The organism is Shewanella sp. Arc9-LZ (genome assembly GCF_010092445.1).
Classification (GTDB): domain Bacteria; phylum Pseudomonadota; class Gammaproteobacteria; order Enterobacterales; family Shewanellaceae; genus Shewanella.
Genome location: NZ_CP048031.1, coordinates 3322919 through 3342386 on the forward strand (window position 1 = coordinate 3322919; position 19468 = coordinate 3342386).

At 39.2% G+C, this 19468-nt stretch carries 14 protein-coding genes and 5 tRNA genes; 9 read left to right on the top strand and 10 right to left on the bottom strand.

Translation table 11 applies throughout. The features are described from left to right. The gene (locus GUY17_RS14175) at positions 1–237 is read right to left on the bottom strand and encodes a glutaredoxin family protein (RefSeq protein WP_059744475.1); all 237 of its coding nucleotides are present in this window, start codon (positions 235–237) and stop codon (positions 1–3) included. Next, entirely contained in the window at positions 224–2362 is a 2139-nt protein-coding gene (gene rlmKL, locus GUY17_RS14180) for a bifunctional 23S rRNA (guanine(2069)-N(7))-methyltransferase RlmK/23S rRNA (guanine(2445)-N(2))-methyltransferase RlmL (RefSeq protein ID WP_162023523.1), read from the bottom strand. Before rlmKL ends, GUY17_RS14175 begins: the two co-directional genes overlap by 14 nt. A gap of 295 nt (positions 2363–2657) precedes the next feature. Between rlmKL and GUY17_RS14185 the strand changes: the two genes are divergently transcribed. The 5 genes from GUY17_RS14185 (at position 2658) to GUY17_RS14205 (ending at position 3500) form a co-directional block, all read left to right on the top strand. Then, positions 2658–2733 (top strand) — tRNA-Met (locus GUY17_RS14185). Positions 2734–2778: 45 nt separating this feature from the next. After that, a tRNA-Met gene (locus GUY17_RS14190) sits at positions 2779–2854 on the top strand. 45 nt (positions 2855–2899) lie between these two features. Continuing rightward, a tRNA-Met gene (locus tag GUY17_RS14195) sits at positions 2900–2975 on the top strand. 45 nt (positions 2976–3020) lie between these two features. Continuing rightward, positions 3021–3096: transfer RNA gene (locus GUY17_RS14200), tRNA-Met, on the top strand. Between the two features lie 328 nt (positions 3097–3424). After that, positions 3425–3500 (top strand) — tRNA-Met (locus tag GUY17_RS14205). A 258-nt stretch (positions 3501–3758) separates the two neighbouring features. Here GUY17_RS14205 and GUY17_RS14210 read toward each other — a convergent pair. The 7 genes from GUY17_RS14210 to prmB all read right to left on the bottom strand — a co-directional run bounded on the left by GUY17_RS14210 (position 3759) and on the right by prmB (position 9922). After that, the gene (locus GUY17_RS14210; protein WP_162023524.1) at positions 3759–4121 is read right to left on the bottom strand and encodes a rhodanese-like domain-containing protein; all 363 of its coding nucleotides are present in this window, start codon (positions 4119–4121) and stop codon (positions 3759–3761) included. A gap of 453 nt (positions 4122–4574) precedes the next feature. Next, positions 4575–5123 (bottom strand): RNA methyltransferase, encoded by a 549-nt coding sequence (locus GUY17_RS14215; protein WP_162023525.1) that lies wholly within the window; start codon positions 5121–5123, stop codon positions 4575–4577. A 23-nt stretch (positions 5124–5146) separates the two neighbouring features. Continuing rightward, positions 5147–5425 carry a YfcL family protein gene (locus GUY17_RS14220; protein WP_059744468.1) on the bottom strand — a complete coding sequence of 93 codons (279 nt, stop codon included), beginning with the start codon at positions 5423–5425 and terminating at the stop codon, positions 5147–5149. A gap of 3 nt (positions 5426–5428) precedes the next feature. After that, positions 5429–6583, bottom strand: coding sequence for an ATP-NAD kinase family protein (locus tag GUY17_RS14225; RefSeq protein ID WP_162023526.1), 1155 nt, complete (start codon positions 6581–6583; stop codon positions 5429–5431). A gap of 71 nt (positions 6584–6654) precedes the next feature. After that, the gene (locus tag GUY17_RS14230) at positions 6655–7827 is read right to left on the bottom strand and encodes an MFS transporter (protein ID WP_162023527.1); all 1173 of its coding nucleotides are present in this window, start codon (positions 7825–7827) and stop codon (positions 6655–6657) included. After that, a complete protein-coding gene (gene aroC, locus GUY17_RS14235) occupies positions 7827–8921 on the bottom strand; it encodes a chorismate synthase (protein WP_162023528.1) in 1095 nt (364 codons plus the stop codon). Before aroC ends, GUY17_RS14230 begins: the two co-directional genes overlap by 1 nt. A gap of 56 nt (positions 8922–8977) precedes the next feature. Beyond that, positions 8978–9922: a 50S ribosomal protein L3 N(5)-glutamine methyltransferase gene (gene prmB / locus GUY17_RS14240; protein WP_101086598.1), complete on the bottom strand. Its 945-nt coding sequence runs from the start codon at positions 9920–9922 to the stop codon at positions 8978–8980. A gap of 79 nt (positions 9923–10001) precedes the next feature. Between prmB and smrB the strand changes: the two genes are divergently transcribed. After that, on the top strand, positions 10002–10529 hold the full coding sequence (smrB, locus tag GUY17_RS14245) for an endonuclease SmrB (protein WP_162023529.1): 528 nt from the start codon (positions 10002–10004) through the stop codon (positions 10527–10529). Between the two features lie 84 nt (positions 10530–10613). Here smrB and sixA read toward each other — a convergent pair whose 3' ends face one another. Next, complete coding sequence (gene sixA / locus GUY17_RS14250) at positions 10614–11087, bottom strand: phosphohistidine phosphatase SixA (protein WP_162023530.1); 474 nt, start codon at positions 11085–11087, stop codon at positions 10614–10616. Positions 11088–11275: 188 nt separating this feature from the next. On the opposite strand from sixA, the gene GUY17_RS14255 reads away from it, so the two are divergent. The 3 genes from GUY17_RS14255 (at position 11276) to GUY17_RS14265 (ending at position 19325) form a co-directional block, all read left to right on the top strand. Then, positions 11276–14065 carry an insulinase family protein gene (locus GUY17_RS14255; protein WP_162023531.1) on the top strand — a complete coding sequence of 930 codons (2790 nt, stop codon included), beginning with the start codon at positions 11276–11278 and terminating at the stop codon, positions 14063–14065. A gap of 247 nt (positions 14066–14312) precedes the next feature. Then, positions 14313–18659, top strand: a complete 4347-nt coding sequence (locus GUY17_RS14260) for an EAL domain-containing protein (RefSeq protein ID WP_162023532.1) — start codon at positions 14313–14315, stop codon at positions 18657–18659. 105 nt (positions 18660–18764) lie between these two features. Then, positions 18765–19325, top strand: a complete 561-nt coding sequence (locus GUY17_RS14265; RefSeq protein ID WP_162023533.1) for a hypothetical protein — start codon at positions 18765–18767, stop codon at positions 19323–19325. Positions 19326–19468: the final 143 nt, after the last annotated feature.

Consider the following 19468-nt stretch of genomic DNA (forward strand, 5'->3'; position numbering starts at 1 on the left):
CTAAACTCCTAAAAATTCTTGTAATTGTGCGGCATCGAAAGGCCAGAATAACTCACGTTCGCCCTGTACAAATACAGGAATGCTCATGCCATAACGCTCTGCAAGTGATGCGTTATCACAAATATCGATGTGCTGATAATGTATTGCGGTTTGATCAACCAATTTTTGAGCTATTTCACACAGATGACAACCCTCGGTGTGAAATAGCACATAGGCGACTGAACTATTTTTTAGCATGAGTCAGTAGCCAAACATTATGGATATGTGGATTACGTTTATAATCCAGCGGTAAACATAAATGGTCGATATTAGTCACGTCGATACCTGCTTGGTTCAACGCCTCGATATCCATTTTAAATTTACGTTTGTTGTTTGAGAAGATAAGCTCGCCATTTGGAGAAAGTAGCTTAATCAAGCCACCTAACATCTCTGCATGATCGCGTTGCACATCCCAACTGTCTTCCATACGTTTTGAATTTGAAAACGTCGGTGGGTCGATAAAAATGAGTTCATATTTCTGATGGCTATTATCTTTTATCCACTGCAAACAGTCTGCTTGAATAAAGTCGTATTTAGCGCCAGACAAACCATTTAAGGCAAAGTTTTCTTTGGCCCAATTGATGTAGGTATTAGACATGTCGATGGTAGTAACTGATTTAGCTCCGCCGATCGCAGCATGTACTGATGCAGACCCAGTGTAAGCGAATAAATTAAGGACATTTTTGCCTTTTGATTTATCGCCAACCAGTTTACGTGTAACTCGATGATCAAGGAACAAACCTGTATCGAGATAACCGGTTAAGTTAAGTTTAAATTTAGCACCATATTCTTCAGTGATAACTTCAACTTTACGTTCGTCAATTTTTTGATATTGGTTAGCACCCTTCTGACGTTCACGAGTTTTCAAGGTGATACGATCAGGATGAATCCCTAACGCCCCAGGCAAGGCTAATAGCACATCACTAATACGGCGTTTAGTCACCGCTTCAGGAATAGTTGCTGGAGCTGAATATTCTTGAATAACAACATAATCGACGTATCTATCAATGGCGACGTTGTATTCAGGTAAATCAGCATCATATAAACGATAACTGTCTATGCGCTCTTTTTTAGCCCATTTTTCAAACTGTTTAACATTCTTTTTAATACGATTCGCAAATGCTGGCGCAATGTCGATAATATCAACACCTTCAGGCAATTCAGGCACGTCGCGGCGGGTACTGTTGGCGTGTAAGGTATAAATGTTAAAAGCACATTCTAATGCGCCGTTGAACATTTTCATCTGCTTGTCAGCTTTTAGTTTAAGCGATGATATAAGTTCAACATCACTGCACAACATAGCTATTTTCCAGCCACCAAACTCTTTTTTAAACTTATCACCGAGTTGGTAATAAAGTTGTAAAAGCTCAGTAACATTACCCAAACGCTCACCGTAAGGCGGGTTAGAAATCAAAAAGCCTTCACTTACAGGAGGTGTTACATCGAGCGCATCTGACACGCTAAATTCAATTAATTCAGCAACACCAGCATTATCAGCATTGCGCTTAGCGATAGAAATCAGGTGAGGTTCGATGTCTGAACCGTAAAATTTAAGCTTACAACGAGTTTTGCCCAAGGTTGCACGCGCTTGAGCTTCGTCAAAAATAACCTGCCACATTGCTTTATTGTGACTTTGCCAATTTTCGAAACCAAATTTCTCACGTTTTAGTCCAGGCGCAATATCAGCAGCCATTAATGCCGCTTCTATTAATACCGTGCCGCTGCCACAAAATGGGTCAAGCACAGTAATAGGATTAGCTTGCCAACCACTGCGAACCAACATATTGGCAGCGAGGTTTTCTTTTAATGGTGCTTCACCCGTAGTTGAACGGTATCCGCGTTGGTGTAAAGAAGCGCCTGAGAAATTCATTGAAATAGTCAGTTGACCATTACGATAATGGGCATCAATTTTAAAATCTGGATTGACACGTTCTACATCGGGACGAGGAGTACCATCATCACGAAAACGGTCAACTACAGCATCTTTAATTTTCAGCGCACCAAATTGAGTGTTATTAATGAAACCACCCGTGCCGTGAAAATCAATACTGAAGGTTTTTTTATGGGAAAAATGCGATGGCCAATCAATGCAGTATGCTGCGTTATAAAGTTGCTCTGCAGAATCACAAGCTCCTTTATAGATGACTAATACGATACGGCTCGCTAAACGAGTCCATAATGTAATGCGATAAGCCAGCTCTAATGAAGCAGAAAAATATACTCCAGCAACACTTTCTTTAACGTCGGTTGCTCCGAACTCTTTAAGTTCAGAAGCAAGGCTATATTCGAAACCCTTTGGGGCTGCAGCAAAAAAATTAAACATGTATTAGTCAGTCATCGGTTACGCAAAATTCAGTGCAGCATTATACCTGCTCAAACACATAACCCCAACGACTTATCGAAATGGACGGTTAAAATCCCTTATTTTTGGGTTAATTTGGCAATATCGTACGATAAAGCAGTGACTCGCTTATTTTACCAGCAAACAAATAGCTATCGCCTAGATTTTACTTGCAAATATAAACGGGGATCGCTATAGTTCGCCCCGCTTTGAAGCAGACCGTTAAACACGCTAACTAGCCAGTTTAATAAGATGAATTAAAGCAGCGTCAATCGGACGCGGGATGGAGCAGTTGGTAGCTCGTCGGGCTCATAACCCGAAGGTCGTAGGTTCAAGTCCTACTCCCGCAACCATTTCTTTAGTCAATAGAATTAAAATAATTGATAGCGTTTATCGGACGCGGGATGGAGCAGTTGGTAGCTCGTCGGGCTCATAACCCGAAGGTCGTAGGTTCAAGTCCTACTCCCGCAACCATTTCTTTAATCAATAGAATAAAAATAATTGATAGCGTTTATCGGACGCGGGATGGAGCAGTTGGTAGCTCGTCGGGCTCATAACCCGAAGGTCGTAGGTTCAAGTCCTACTCCCGCAACCATTTCTTTAGTCAATAGAATTAAAATAATTGATAGCGTTTATCGGACGCGGGATGGAGCAGTTGGTAGCTCGTCGGGCTCATAACCCGAAGGTCGTAGGTTCAAGTCCTACTCCCGCAACCATTTCTTTAGTCAATAGAATAAAAATAATTGATAGTGTTTTCGGACGCAGGATATAGTAACTGGTAGTTTGTCGGGCTTAGATTTTTATCAATAAAGAGTCGAAGGTCGTAGTTTTTTTATCAAGTCCTACTCCCGCAACCATTTCTTTAGTCAATAGAATAAAAATAATTGATAGTGTTTTCGGACGCAGGATATAGTAACTGGTAGTTTGTCGGGCTTAGATTTTTATCAATAAAGAGTCGAAGGTCGTAGTTTTTTTATCAAGTCCTACTCTCGCAACCATTTCTTTCGTCAATAGAATTAAAATAATTGATAGCGTTTTATCGGACGCGGGATGGAGCAGTTGGTAGCTCGTCGGGCTCATAACCCGAAGGTCGTAGGTTCAAGTCCTACTCCCGCAACCATTTTCTATTGTTATACCTTTCCTTTTAATTCCCCTGCTTTAATTATCTGCACCTAGAACTATATCTTTATCGTGCCCCTATTTTTATATTTTAATCTCAATCTCACATCTTAATTAATTTTTATAGCTCGTCCAGAGTATGAAATGATTAATGTCACTCGCCGGACTCAAAAAATAAAAGCTGTTATGAGCCCAGACGACATTTATATCCCCAGCCCCAAAAATATTAACGTCATCAGTTGAGTCTCTTTCTAGTGCGTTATTTTGATGTTGGTAGCGATAATTTCCACCAACTCAGCATCCCACCTTCAAGTTGATATACATCAGTAAATCCAAACTGTTTAAGTTTTCTAACCCCAGGGATACTGCGATGGGCAGAGAGACATATCACGACAGTTGTTATCTCTGGTGATAATTCAAGCTGCTTTATCGTATCAATAGAAAGCGACGTGATAGGTAGGTTTTTAGAGCCTTCAACATGCGACTTGTGCCATTCCATTTTTGAGCGAACATCTACAATCTGAATATCATTCTTCTGAAGTCGTTTATGTAATTCTTGGGCGCTCATTTCGGGTACTTTTCCAAACGGTAGCCACTGACACAGTTTCTTTAATATCGACATCTATGCATTCCTAATATTGATTTCTAATGTGTATGCTTAACTAAAGCCGGATTCAGAGGCATTCATTACCAAGCCATCAAGCTAAATAGTGACAAGTTAACTTTATGGAAAACATCATCATGAATGGCGATTGCCTTTCCTATGTCTAATGTCTAATGTCTAATGTCTACCACATAAGTCGCTTCATCAAGCTTTGAACCACTGATATTTAATATTTATATCACTGATTTGATATCTAACATTAAACAACAACCATGATATCGAGCTTCTATTTGAAATGTTTATGCTCTGGGGTTAGATGATACAACAGTAATATATTGACCATTCAATCATACAACACTGGTTTTTCTATTGACGAGTATTGCTGTCGGCGATTGTGCGCAACAACGCGTAAACAAAAATGCCGAATGATTTCTCATTCGGCATTATCTAAAGTGCAATACGGTTATTTCATCAAAGTGACTTCAACCAGTGTTTCACTTTGGTGCGATTATTATTGTCACGACTTTGCTTAATTAATTCATCATCAGCTTTAATTTGACTCGTTTTAGCCAACCGGTCATAGAGCAAAACATTCACAGATGCAGCTAAATTCATACACCCTACAGTCGGTACATACACAACATCATCAGCAGCATCAATTAATTGCTGTGGAATAGTGCCGTCTTCCGGACCGAATATATAAAAGGCATTATCTGGATGAGAGAATAAAGGCAACGGAGTCGCCCCAACGACAAGATCGACACAGACTATGGTTGCGCCATCAGGCACACTATCGAGTAATGACTCAACACCAATTAAAGGAATACGCTTGGCAGCATCTTTAGTGTCAACATCGTATTGAGCATCACCCGACTTAGCCGCCAATTCATAACGTTTTCCTGTATAGCAAACGTTATCAACACCGTAGCAACCAGCTGCTCGCATAATGCCGCCAACATTGACCGGCGTTTTGGGATTAACTAAACCTATAGTGACTTGTTGCAATGAGGAATTTACCATAAAAGCTGTTTATCTATTCCGGGTTATGCCGCTTGAGCGACAATACGTTGACGTAACTGCTGCCATGCAGCTTCCACTAATGAAAAATCATGTTCATCTAATTCTTCATTTGCCAACGCAAGACATTTAACCAACTTTAGATCAAGTGCAGGTAAATCTTGTTCAGGTTCGACTTCTAATTCAGCTAATACAACGGCGACGTGGCCTTGTAAATAACCACAAGCAAATAACGCATCGTCATCGCTGTGGCTAACACTGTCTTCAATCCAAGACTCTAATGCTGCATCGTACTGTTCTAACATGTTCTAGTTCTCCACTAAATCTGGGTTGGCTACTTGATACATTACGTAATCATGGTAACCCGTGACTATTTTGTAATAGCCAGTGAGTGCTTTATCTAATTCAGGGTCGCCACTATCCACAATTAATGGCCTACCTTCAAGTGCTTTTAGCTTAGTTTTTGTGGCCAGGATTAAAATATTGTCTTTTTCTAGTTGCCGGATCAGTTCCGGTGACAACTGCTGATTGCCACGACCCAATATATGCCCTTGCCCACCGATTAATGTAATCACTAGCTTGACGCTAGAATACCTTTTTTTATCGGCAATCAACGCGAGTAATTGTTGCGCGGTAACATCCTTAGCAATCACGCTTTTATGCTGAATAACATCAACACCAAGCAAAGTATTTTCTAAACCAAGGTCTTCCATGACTGCCGCTACGGTGCTGCCTGAACCCATGATATAAAGCTCATCGTCCATTGATTCAATCACATCGGCGGCAATATCGGCCAACACTAATTCATCAACTTCTTTACCGCCCATTTTGACTGCTTGTATATATCGTGGCGCAGCTGGAACCGTCATTTCACCAAATCGTTTCGCTTTTACAATCCCCTGCCTAAACGCGATCTCATCAATGTCCATTACATCAGCAGACATTAAGCTCACGAGTTCACCTTTAAGTAACATGCTGACAACGAGCCCAGAAGCATGCGGGGTAATACCGTATACACCCGAGTGAATTTTAACACCAGCTGGTACACCTAACACCGGAAATGAATCATCAACCACGGCATAAATATCGCGGGCAGTACCATCACCACCAGCAAACAGTAACAAATCTAATTGATGATCGAGTAAGCATTTAACCGCTTGTTGGGTATCTATTGCAGACGTTTTTTCAATTGAGGTTGTTTCTAACGCGGTATATACATCTTGAGTCGAAAAACCCATTTGACGACATAAGCTCCCGCCCATATCACCAGATGCAGTAATAATATCGATTTGTTTAACGAAAGGTAAAATGACATCCAGAGCTTGTTGCATGCGTTGTTGTGCTTTGGGAATAGCACCTTTGGCAATAGCTTCTACGGCAACGCCGTCAGAGCCTTTTAAACCGACACTGCCTCCAAGGCCAGCTAATGGATTAATGATTACCCCTAAGCGAAAACGTTTCACACTGACTCCTTGCTGATTACATAACTTCTGTGTCTAAAAATGAAGAGTAAATGAATGACCTAGTTAACCAATTATGTATTAGTCGCTGGTTGGCCATTAATATTGGGGATAAGCAATACCGCTATCATTGATAAAAATGCACAAGCTGCCGCAAATACCCAAACCCACATAGTGCTACTACCATCACCCCAAATCATGCCACTTATCCACGTGCCTAATGCGCCACCCACACCAAAACTGACACTGGCGTATAACGCTTGGCCAGTACTTCGATGACTGATGGAAAAATGACGGTGAATGAAATGGATTGAAGCGGCATGGACTAAACCAAAAGTGAAAGCATGTAATAGTTGGCTGATGACCAATAATGAAACGTGTTCAACACCAAATGCCAACAATAACCAACGAATGGCAGTTAACAGAATGCTCACCACAAGCAATACTCGAATACCGTATTGGCGAATAAGACGGGATGAATAAAAGAAAATAACAATTTCAGCTAGCACGCCTAAGGCAACTAGCATTCCAGCGATGGTCTCAGAGTAGCCAACCTGCTTTAGATATAATACAAAAAAACCATAAAATGGTCCGACACTCATCTGCAATAACATTGCAGATAGCATAAACCACACTAATGATTTATCAAATGTAAGTTTAGGACGCTCAGATTTATTGACTACAACACTACGGTTAGCGGGTAAAGGCAATGAGCAAGCAAACAAACCTAAAAACAGTATCATCCCCATATAAGGCAACACTTCGGGGCCCCAGTGATCAATCGCTAATCCACCACTTATCACCAAAATAATATAACCAACACTGCCCCAACTTCGAATGGCACCATAACGTTCAGCTTTATCACCAAGCGTTTCTAACGTAATCACTTCTAACTGAGCAAGAATGGAATTCCAAAAGAAAGTGTATATGGCTAAACTAACCGCAAGATACATGAAGCTGCCGTCGAAGAAAAAACTGGTATAGGTAATCGCTGCAGCAAAGGAGCCAAGCTTTATCAATTCTGCTCGCATACCAGTGCGATCGGCTACAGCCGCCCATACGTTAGGCGCGACAATTCGAGTGGCCATTAAAATGGCCAACAAAAAACCTATCTCTTGGGCATTGAAACCTCGGCTATCAAAGAAAACCCCCAAATAGGGAACCATGATGCCAAGAATAGAAAAGAAAAAGAAATAACAAGCGCTGAGCCAGCGTAAATCTGGTTCAGCGGGTTTCAATGAGGACATTATCGCATTCCGATAACGGGTGTTTGACTAGTAACATCTTGGTTTTGCGCACGATGTCTTAACAAGTGATCCATCAATACAATCGCGAGCATCGCTTCAGCAATAGGCACGGCGCGAATACCCACACAAGGATCATGACGACCTTTGGTGATCATATCGATTGTTTCGCCCTGCACTGTCATGCTTTGACCTGGTACGCTAATGCTCGAGGTAGGTTTTAGCGCAATATGAGCCACAACAGGTTGGCCAGATGAAATGCCGCCCAATACGCCACCTGCATGGTTAGATGCAAAACCTTGTGGTGACATTAAATCACGACCTTCAGAGCCTTTCTGAGTAACAACGCCAAAACCATCACCAATTTCAACACCTTTAACGGCATTAATGCCCATTAACGCATGCGCGATATCAGCATCAAGGCGATCAAATACGGGTTCGCCTAATCCCACAGGAACACCAGTGGCTGCAACAGTAATTTTGGCGCCTATTGAATCACCAGATTTACGTAAGCCACGCATGTACTCATCTAATGCTTCTAATTTACTGGCATCAGGGAAGAAAAATGCATTTTGCTCAATTTGAGTCAAATCAATAGTGTCAGCACTAATAGGTCCTAGCTGAGCAAGATAGCCATGAATTTCAATGCCGTGCACTTGCTTGAGGTATTTTTTTGCTATCGCACCTGCGGCAACTCGCATTGCCGTTTCACGTGCAGACGAGCGCCCGCCGCCACGGTAATCACGCATGCCATACTTTTGTTGGTAGGTATAATCTGCATGACCAGGACGAAACGTGTCTTTAATATCTGAATAGTCTTGGCTACGTTGATCGGTATTCTCAATCAACAAACCAATAGAGGTGCCAGTGGTTTTACCTTCAAACACTCCTGACAAAATTCTTACTTCATCAGCTTCACGGCGTGCCGTTGTATAACGTGACGTGCCAGGACGACGACGGTCTAAATCATGTTGCATATCTTCAACGGTTAACTCCAGTCCTGGAGGGCAGCCATCAATGATACAACCTAAAGCAACACCATGGCTTTCACCAAATGTTGTAACAACAAAGTTTTGACCAATACTATTTCCTGACATGCGCGTTAACTACCTCTATTAATTATTCACTTCATTGAGTGCGATTCTTGTCGCTATTATTCACTATCTTTATAGATGGCGAAAAGTGATTCATTTTCAACTAGCTGATCACGGGTTAATACAAACACGCCATCACCGCCAAATTCAAAATCAACCCAAGCAAATGGCATATCAGGATATTGCTCAATCAAATGCACCATTGAATTACCGACTTCAACGACTAGCAAACCCGTTTCTGTTAAATAATCTGCCGCATTAGCTAAGATACGCTTGGTTAAATCTAAGCCATCATTGCCAGACGCTAACCCAATAGCAGGTTCGTGATGATACTCTTCAGGCATATCACCAATATCTTGTGCATCTACATATGGAGGATTAGACACAATTAAGTCGTAATGCTGGCCTTTTGGAATCGCTGAGAATAAATCGGATTGCATCGGGAAAACACGATCCAACACGCCCAAAGATTCAATATTAATTTGGGCAACTTCAAGTGCGTCTTCGCTAATATCTAATGCGTCAACTTCAGCATCTTCAAACGCATAGGCACAAGCAATGGCAATACAAGCACTGCCAGTGCATAAATCCATAATGCGATTAACCGGTTTGTTATATAACCATGGGCTAAAATGATGATTGATCATTTCGGCAATCGGCGAACGCGGAACCAGTACGCGTTCATCAACATAAAATTCAAGACCCGCAAATTTGGCTTTATTGGTCAAATACGGTACCGGTAAACGTTCACGTACACGGCGAATAATTAATTCAACGATTTTGTGTTTTTCACTACTGGTCAGGTTACTTAAAATAACCTGCTGGCCGATATCTTCTGGTAAGTGTAGAGCATCAAAAACCAATGCAATGGCTTCGTCCCAAGCATTATCCGTTCCGTGACCATAATAAATATTGGCATCATTAAAACGGCTGACAGCCCAACGTAACATATCAGCGATAGTACGTAACTCAGTGACAGCTTCATCTACAAAGATCTTATCCAAAACACACTCCTTAAAAATTGTTCTGCGCTATTGTAACTGATGTCTATTAAGATGACCTAGAATTCAATACAATACGCCCATGAAAGACGATAATTATCCAGACTTATCGCTGTTTAGTGCATTAATCGAGGGTATCAAACCGCTAAGGCAAGATACTCACCACTTTAAACAGCCTGTCAAAGCCAAACAACAGTTCGAAATAAAAGAACAGCAGATTCATGCTGATAGCTATTTTTCGGATACATATCAGCCGCTTCTGCCGGTAGATGGCCCTATGCGTTGGATTAATACCAGCACAGATAAGCATGAATTAAAACGCTTAAGGCGTGGTGACTATTCTCCGGACCTGTTGCTTGATTTGCATGGCATGCGTCAAGCAGAAGCCAAACTTGAATTAGCCGCACTTATCCAAGCATGTGTTAAGCAAAACACGATTTGTTGCTGCGTAATGCACGGCTATGGAATGGGTATTTTAAAACAGCAAACACCAATGTGGTTAGCACAACACCCAAACGTAAAAGCGTTTCACCAAGCACCCAAAGAATGGGGTGGCGATGCCGCGTTATTGGTATTAATTGATATTGGTGAACAGCCTCACCGACGTTAATACGAAGAAATAAGCGCGAACATAAAAAAGGTAAGTAATCACTTACCTTTTTTTATTCAGATGTGATTCAAAACGTTATTGTCATTACACAACAACTTGATGTGGTGCCGTCATTGCGACAAAACTCGCGTTATGCGTATGTTTGTCTATGTGAGCCACCGCAGAGGTAGCAAATAAAGGTGGCTCAACCCCCGCCACAAGCTCGCTGACCATAAATCCTAAAATTGGCATATGTGCTATAACCAATACATTATCAGCTTTATATTGCTCGGCATAAGCCAACACAACATCTATCGCCACTTTAGCATCGCCAGAGGGAGTCACATCATCAACTACTAACCACTTACGGGGTTCAGCTAAGTGTTTACTGACTTCTTGCCACGTTTGCTGCGCACGTAAATAAGGGCTCACAATCACCAAATCAAAATGGCTGACCTGTTTTGCTAACCAATTAGCCATATAGCCAGTTTGAATACGGCCTGTTTCAGTTAATTTTCGTTCCCTATCGGACAGAGCATCAAAACTCGCTTCACCATGGCGCATCAAAAATAGCTGCATACTTCTCTCGTGATGTTTTTATTATCATTCTTAACCAATTGTAGCGTTAATCAGCGCAACAACAAACCTAGAATTGAGCATATTTAGATAAACTTTAGTCGATAATTGAATAAAACTGACCAAGGTAATTTGCTAAAAAGTAATAACAAGATCAATATATAACAAGTTATCTTTTCTGGAGTCTCCTCTTGCCTGAATTTCCAGCAGTTTATAAAAGCCAAAATGATCATCGCCAATACCAATATCGAGTGTTGAACAACCAACTTCGAGTGTTATTGGTTGAAGACATGCAATCAAATCAAGCAGCCGCATCTATGGCGGTTAGTGTTGGTCATTTTGACGATCCTGTTGACCGACCAGGTATGGCGCATTTCCTTGAGCACATGTTATTTTTAGGCACCGAGAAATATCCAGATTCAGGAGAATACCACGCTTATATTAATCAACATGGTGGCAGTAATAATGCTTGGACAGGCACAGAACAAACTAACTTTTTCTATAGCATTAATGCCGAAGCCTTAGAAGGTTCATTAGACCGATTCAGTCAATTTTTTATTGCCCCAAAGTTTGACTTAGAGTTAGTGGATCGTGAAAGGCAGGCAATCGAATCTGAATTTAGCTTAAAATTAAAAGATGATATTCGCCGAGTTTACCAAGTTCAAAAAGAAACCGTTAATCCAAAACATCCATTTTCAAAATTCTCTGTCGGTAACCAAACAACTTTAGCGGGTAAACAAGCAGACATACGGGATGAACTGCTGGCTTTTTATCAACAACATTACAGTGCTAATATTATGACATTGTGCGTTGTCGCTCCACGCCCTATTGCAGAGCTAGACACCATCGTTAAAAAATACTTCTCAAACATTATCAATAGAAATGTAAGTAAACACTATCCATCTGAAGCAATGATAACGAAGGACCAACGTCAAAAACATATACAAATTGTACCGTTGAAAGATCAAAAACGAGTCAGTATTAGTTTTTCACTGCCAGAGATAGACCAATTTTATAAGCGAAAACCACTCACCTTTATCAGCCATTTACTCGGTAATGAAAGCCCAGGGAGTTTACTGTCCTATTTAAAAGTACAGGGGTTAGCCAATAACTTATCTGCTGGCGGTGGGGTTAATGGTTACAACTTCAAAGATTATTCAATCAGCATACAATTAACCGACAAGGGATTTGCAGAGCTTGATGAAGTGGTAACTTGTGTATTTGAATACATTGAACTGATTAAGCAGCAAGGTGTACAAGCATGGCGTTACCAAGAGCGAGCCAATTTACTTAACACTGCGTTTCGATTCCAAGAACAGATCAAAACCTTGGATTTAGCAAGCCATCTCAGTATCAACATGCACCATTATGATATTGAAGACATTATTTATGGCGACTATCGCATGGATGAAATGCTAGAGGATGAAACAATACAACTGCTGTCTATGATGTCGGCAGCTAATATGCGCTTACTCACGGTTGCAAAAGAATCACAGGTCGATAATCAAGCAAAATGGTACGACACTCCGTACCAAGTGAGATCATTACAACCCCAACAAATAGCAAAATGGTCTTCCGTTACGGTAAGAGAGTCACTTAAACTTCCGGAAAGAAATCCGTTTATTGTCGCCAACCCGCAAGCTAGGGCAGACAAAAGCGATACTCCAGTACCCACTATTGTTGCAGAAGGCGAAGGTTACCGTATTTGGCATAAAAAAGATGATGAATTCAATGTTCCTAAAGGGCATTTATACTTATCGTTAGACTCAGATCAAGCGAGCTCAACCCCTAGACAAGCAGCATTAACAAGACTATACGTTGAAATGCTTATCGATTATCTGACTGAACCAACATACCAAGCAGAGGTTGCTGGCCTTAACTACAATATTTACCCTCACCAAGGCGGCATTACCCTGCATTTAACCGGTTTTACGGGTAACCAAGAAAAGCTCCTCACTCTAATCATCAACAAAGCCCGCGAGCGTAACTTTACCGAACAACGCTTTAGTATGATTAAAAATCAGATATTACGCAGCTGGAATAATGTTGCTCAAGCTAAGCCAATATCTCAATTATTTACCAGCTTAACCGTGTCGCTACAAAAAAGAAGTTTTGAACCCGCAAGAATGGCTGAAGAACTCACGCTACTGACACTTGATGATTTACACAATCATGTCAGCGAATTTTACAAAAAAGTTTATCTTGAAGGTTTGGTATACGGGGATTGGCTGGTTGAAGAAGCACAGCAACTCGGCAAGCGTTTGCAACATCTATTGTCTTTAGTCACGAAACCAAGCGCAGAGTCTTCACGCGAACTTATCAACCTAGATAAAAGAGGTTCATTACTTCGCGAAAAAACCATTTCCCATCAAGATAGTGCGATTATTGTTTACTATCAGTCTCGGATGGCGACACCAGAACGTGTGGCGTTATTCAGTCTACTGAACCATACAATGTCATCTACCTTTTTTCATGAGTTACGCACTAAACAACAATTAGGCTACATGGTTGGGACAGGTTACTTACCGTTAAACCGACATCCAGGGATGATTTTTTATGTGCAGTCCCCTACTACAGGTCCAAGACAACTTCTCGAAGCAATCGACGAATTCATCGCCGACTTTAATTATGCCGTTATGCAAATAACCAATGAACAATGGGAAAGCACAAAGCAAGGTATGATAAGTCAAATAATGGAACATGATACCAATCTAAAGACACGCAGCCAACGCTATTGGGTGAGCTTAGGTAACCGCGATTATGGATTTAATCAACGTGAAATGGTCGTCGCGGAAGTCGAAAAGCTCACCAGAGCTCACTTGATCAAGTTTATGGTGGCTCACATGCGCAGTAGAGATTGTGACCGTTTAGTCTTGTTTAACAGTGGTGAACAACATCACAGCCAAACAAGCCTTCGTTCAGATAATATGATTGTCGACTTAAAAACATTCAAACATCAAGCAGATAAATTTCAGTTTTAACCAGCATCGACGTTTAAAGGTCTAAAAAATATAAAGCTAGATGAATCGAAATTAGGTTAACAAAATGTCTCAATCATTGTTAACAGTACAAGCAACCAAATAAAACCTTAGTATTACATAACTAATTGATTAAAAAATAACTATAAACAAATTTTACAGCGATAATTGCGTAATATTCTATCAATCACACCTTTTTTGTTAACATGCTTTTGACAAAGGGCCTGCTTTCTGAAAAAGTAGACAATTCATGAACTTCTTTGCGGCATCAAAAGAGAATAAGTATAAATCTATGCCTAAAATTTTACTCTTTATCTGTGTTTATTTTATTTTCAGCTTTGGCGCAGCAGCCATTGAAGCTGATGACACAGAATCAAATTTCGATCTACTACTAAACTACACTAATTATGGTGTTGCGGATGGTTTGTCTCAGGACACAGTAACTGCCATCGTAGAAGATCCAGAGGGTTACGTTTGGGTTGGTACTATCAATGGATTAAATCGTTTCGACGGCAATGAATTTAAGCAATTCTATGCAGAAGAAAATGAAAATTCTCTACCCAGTTCTTTTATTCGTAATTTACTTATCGATGACAATGGCACATTATTAGTCGGGACAGATAAAGGCCTTGTATCGTATAACAAAAATACAGAGAGATTTGTTAAAAATGAAATATCAGACTTAATTGGTAAACAAACAATTTGGTCACTTTCGAAACAGAAAGAAGGTGTGATCATTGGTCTAGAAAATAGAATAATCACTTATTCCAATGCGACTAGAAACATAATATTAGACATTAATGAAAATAAATTTAAAGAGATCAAAAAAATAATAAAAAGCAAAGAATCATTATTTATTAGGAATTTTGATGGTGATGTTTTCGAATTTAAAAATCAAAGTGTTACAAAAATATTAAGCGGTACTAATGATATAGTAACTATGGAAGATAGCTTAATAGCTGTAACTAATGACGGTATCTATATTATCAATCACGGCGTATTATTATTATCAAAGCTTAAATTTAAGGCCTTAAGTTCATCGGCTAATTTTTACTCACAACATACACTTGGATTGTCTGAAAATCATCTATACGAGCTAAATTTAATCAACAAAAAATTAGAAACAAAAAAGATCGGGACTATAGATTTAAAAAAAGAAAGATTAAATAACATTATTATTTCACAAAACAAAAAGCATATTTACATTTCAAACTATGTTGATGGTTATTTTGATATATCACAAAATAAAAATTATCTAAAAAGGATAAATACTCCAGAAAAAAACATTTGGTCTATGACTAACATTGATACTGGATTACTTATCGCTAACAATAAAAGCAATATTTATCGATATAACAAATCAATATCAAATACTGTTGAAGTCAACAACCTTAATCATGGGCCTAAATCGATAATATCTATTGGTGATACCTTATTCATTGGCTCATCTGACGGTCTAACACTAAAAAATAATACGACAAAAGAAGAAAAAAAATTACTTTCTGATATTATTTTCAATATTAAAAAACACGGTAATTTCCTTTTTGCTTCTACTTTTGATGGAAAAATTTACAAGCTTAATTTTAAAGGAGAAATAATCACCCTTTTAGACACAAAAACGGGATTCCCTATATATGACACCTTACTCGATAAACAAACTTTATGGATAGCATCACAAAGCGGCTTGATAAAGTATAACAATGGTGTATTTACAAACATATTCAATCAAGATTTCGTATTCAACCTAACAAAAAATAAAAATAGTATATTTTTTGGAACAAAAAATTCAGTTTATGTATTAAAAAATGAAAATATAAAAAAAATAATAGATAGAAAGAAGATAATTTATTCAATAACAAGCATTGAAGATACTCTTACAATTGCTTCAAGTAGAGAAGTAATATTATTAGATCTTAATAAAAATAAAAAATACATTTTGAATACTGAAAATGGTTCTTTTGACGATTATAATACACAAGCAACACTTAGTATGGGTCAAGAAATAATACTTGGAAGCCCTGATGGTATGCTTCTAATTAATCCAATTGAGATCATATCAACACTAGAAAAAGAACCAAGCAACAAAATAAACTTTGAAGAACTTTTACTATTTAATTCTCCGGTAGAGGTAGGTTCGGAAAAATTGAAAGAACCACTTAATTATATTGAAAAAATCTCATTACGCTATTCGGACTACCCATTCACTATAAAATTTAATATCTTAGGGGAAAGCAATAAAGATTTTGAATTTTTTTATTATTTAGAAGATCTGGAAAAAACATGGTTATCAACTGAAGGTAATAATTCCGTAACTTATACTAATTTATCTCCTGGAAAATATAATTTTAAAATTTATGCAAAAAATCGTTCTTCCGGAAAAGAGACTAATGAAAGAAATATTAAGATATTAGTAACTCCACCATGGTGGTTATCAAATCTAGCGATAGGAATTTATGTTGCCATCATTATAATTATCATTACTTTAATTATTAAATCAGCAATACATCGTAGAAAAATCCAAAAGAAAATAGCCCAGAGTGAAGAACGTTTAAAATTATCATTATGGGGCAGTGGCGATGAAATGTGGGACTGGGATATTGAAAGTGGCAAAATCTACCGTTCTAATATATGGGGCTCTTTAGACTTCCCTCAAGACGGTCGTCGCTCGGGTAATCCTGATGAAGAAAGTAATATCCACCCTCTCGATAGAGATCGTGTGACAAGGGCGCTAAATGATCATTTCAATGCCCTAACCGATCACTTCGAAATTGCTTATCGCGTTAAAGCGCGCAACCAAGAGTGGATCTGGATTTTAGACAGAGCCAAGATAGTTGAACGTGATCAGAAAGATGTACCCCTTCGAATGACTGGCACCATTAAAGACATCAATAATATTAAGCAAGCAGAAGAGCAACTTCGTTTATTCGCTAGAGCAATTGAAAATATTTCTGAAGGGATGTTTATTCTCAATGAAAAATATCAATTTGTTGAAGTCAATAATGCCTGTTGTGAACTGGCAGCTTCGACAAAGGAAAAATTTACTCATGAAATACTCAATTTCACTCGTTATCCAGCCAGTTATTCAGAACAAATAAGAAACTTACTAAAACAGCAAGGTCGTTGGAGCGGCGAAGTTGAAGCGAGTAAAGGTAAAGACAATTATTTCTTAATGGAACTGACTATTGACGCTATATACAATGAACAAGGTGACACAAGTCATTATGTTGGCGTGTTTTCCGATATAACTCGCCGTAAACAACAAGAAGAAGAACTCAGAAAACTAACCAATAATGACTTACTTACCGGTTTACCCAATCGGTCTAGTTTGCAAGTGACACTCAGCAACCTAGTTAAAAAGGATGTTCATCACACCCTAATGGTGCTTGATTTAGATAATTTTAAACGTATTAATGACTCATTAGGCCATCAAATTGGTGATGACTTATTAATTGGTGTTGCTGAGCGTATAAAGTTAGCCATCCCAAAACATGCCAGCTTATACCGTCTAGGCGGCGATGAATTTGCCTTACTCGTCGATCAACACCCTGATATCGGATCATGTGCCGCCATTGCAACGCAAGTGATAAATTGTCTAAAGCCAGCTTTCACTCTTAATAATGACTCACTGGTACTAGGCATTAGTATCGGAATTGTGCTTTATCCTGAAGACGAGCAAAACGAGCAAGCATTGTTACGTAAAGCCGATATCGCCATGTATCACGCTAAGTCTGGTGGTGGCAACCGCTATCAATTCTATTCTGAGTCATTAAATCAAAATGCTTTACGTCAGCTTGAAATCGAAAGTTTAATCAGAGAAGCACTCAAAGACGATTTGTTTGAAGTATATTACCAACCCAAAATCGATGTGAAGAAAGATCGTCTTAACGGAATGGAAGCATTAGTGAGATTAAATCATCCTAAATTAGGCCTGATTGGACCGAATGAATTTATCCCCCTTGCCGAAGAAAATGGTTTAATCGTTGAAATTGGTGATGTCGTCTTGCGAAAAGCGTGTTTTGCTGCGCAGAAATGGCTCGAACTAGGATTATTTAGTGGTCGTGTTGCTGTCAATTTATCGTCAAGACAATTTGCTCTGCCCGATTTACAGCAACGAATAGAGTCAATTTTACGACTCACAAAGTTACCAGCTAAACACTTAGAGCTTGAAATCACTGAAGGAACTGTCATTAAAGATCCCGAACAAGCGATTAAAGTGATGCAGCAATTGGCTAAAATGGGTGTCAGCCTTGCTCTTGACGACTTTGGGACAGGTTATTCCTCTTTGTCTTATCTAAAGCGATTTCCTATTAATTGCTTAAAGATCGATAAAACCTTTGTTGATGACATAGATAAATCTGACCGAGACCTCAAGATGGTCGATTCAATTATTACTATTGCCCACAATATGGGACTGACCGTGGTAGGTGAAGGGGTTGAACAAACCGCACAACTCAATATATTAAAAGCACTTAATTGCGAAGAGATTCAAGGCTATATCTATAGTAAGCCTATTAAAGAAGCTGACTTTGAGCTTATGTTGAATGCAGACAAACTTAAATTTGAAGCATTAAACGGTACATTAAAGAAAAATAAATAACTACCTCTTATATTTGGCATAACAAATGCAAATGCAAGTTCAGTTGTCAAAATAATATTGTTATTTAACCCTGAGCTTCAATTACAAAATATAAGAGAGATTAAAATGATTAAAGGAATAATTACAGTTGCGGTTTTATCGGCATTATCATTCAATGGCTATTCAATGGTAAATAGTCCTATGACCGAAGCAGCAAATACTTGCAATGTTAGCATGTTAGACACTCGAACAGCTAAAATCCCGGGTGTTAAATTGCTTAACTCCCAAACAGCTAAAATCCCGGGCGTTAAACTGCTTAACACTCAAACAGTTAAAATCCCGGGCGTTAAACTGCTTAACTCTCAAACAGCTAAAATCCCGGGCGTTAAACTGCTTAACACCCAAACAGCTAAAATCCCGGGCGTTAAACTGCTTAACTCTCAAACAGCTAAAATCCCGGGCGTTAAACTGCTTAACACCCAAACAGCTAAAATCCCGGGCGTTAAACTGCTTAACTCTCAAACAGCTAAAATCCCGGGCGTTAAACTGCTTAACTCTCAAACAGCTAAAATCCCGGGCGTTAAACTGCTTAACTCTCAAACAGCTAAAATCCCAGGTGTTAAACTGCTTAACTCTCAAACAGCTAAAATCCCGGGCGTTAAACTGCTTAACACCCAAACAGCTTAAGGAGAACCCTATGTTTACTTCTCTAAAAATAGCACTTGGTTTAGCAAAACCAGCTCGTAAAAAAGTAAAATTGCCTGAAGGTTTAAATCACCTTGAAGTCATCCAAGCTAGAGCTTGGTGGAAGTAATTATTGAGATACTGAT

Bases quoted from the DNA above. Each gene is read 5' to 3' on its own strand.
- GUY17_RS14175 (WP_059744475.1), bottom strand. From the start codon at position 237: ATGCTAAAAAATAGTTCAGTCGCCTATGTGCTATTTCACACCGAGGGT.
- rlmKL (WP_162023523.1), bottom strand. From the start codon at position 2,362: ATGTTTAATTTTTTTGCTGCAGCCCCAAAGGGTTTCGAATATAGCCTT.
- GUY17_RS14210 (WP_162023524.1), bottom strand. From the start codon at position 4,121: ATGTCGATATTAAAGAAACTGTGTCAGTGGCTACCGTTTGGAAAAGTA.
- GUY17_RS14215 (WP_162023525.1), bottom strand. From the start codon at position 5,123: ATGGTAAATTCCTCATTGCAACAAGTCACTATAGGTTTAGTTAATCCC.
- GUY17_RS14220 (WP_059744468.1), bottom strand. From the start codon at position 5,425: ATGTTAGAACAGTACGATGCAGCATTAGAGTCTTGGATTGAAGACAGT.
- GUY17_RS14230 (WP_162023527.1), bottom strand. From the start codon at position 7,827: ATGTCCTCATTGAAACCCGCTGAACCAGATTTACGCTGGCTCAGCGCT.
- aroC (WP_162023528.1), bottom strand. From the start codon at position 8,921: ATGTCAGGAAATAGTATTGGTCAAAACTTTGTTGTTACAACATTTGGT.
- smrB (WP_162023529.1), top strand. From the start codon at position 10,002: ATGAAAGACGATAATTATCCAGACTTATCGCTGTTTAGTGCATTAATC.
- sixA (WP_162023530.1), bottom strand. From the start codon at position 11,087: ATGCAGCTATTTTTGATGCGCCATGGTGAAGCGAGTTTTGATGCTCTG.
- GUY17_RS14260 (WP_162023532.1), top strand. From the start codon at position 14,313: ATGAACTTCTTTGCGGCATCAAAAGAGAATAAGTATAAATCTATGCCT.
- GUY17_RS14265 (WP_162023533.1), top strand. From the start codon at position 18,765: ATGATTAAAGGAATAATTACAGTTGCGGTTTTATCGGCATTATCATTC.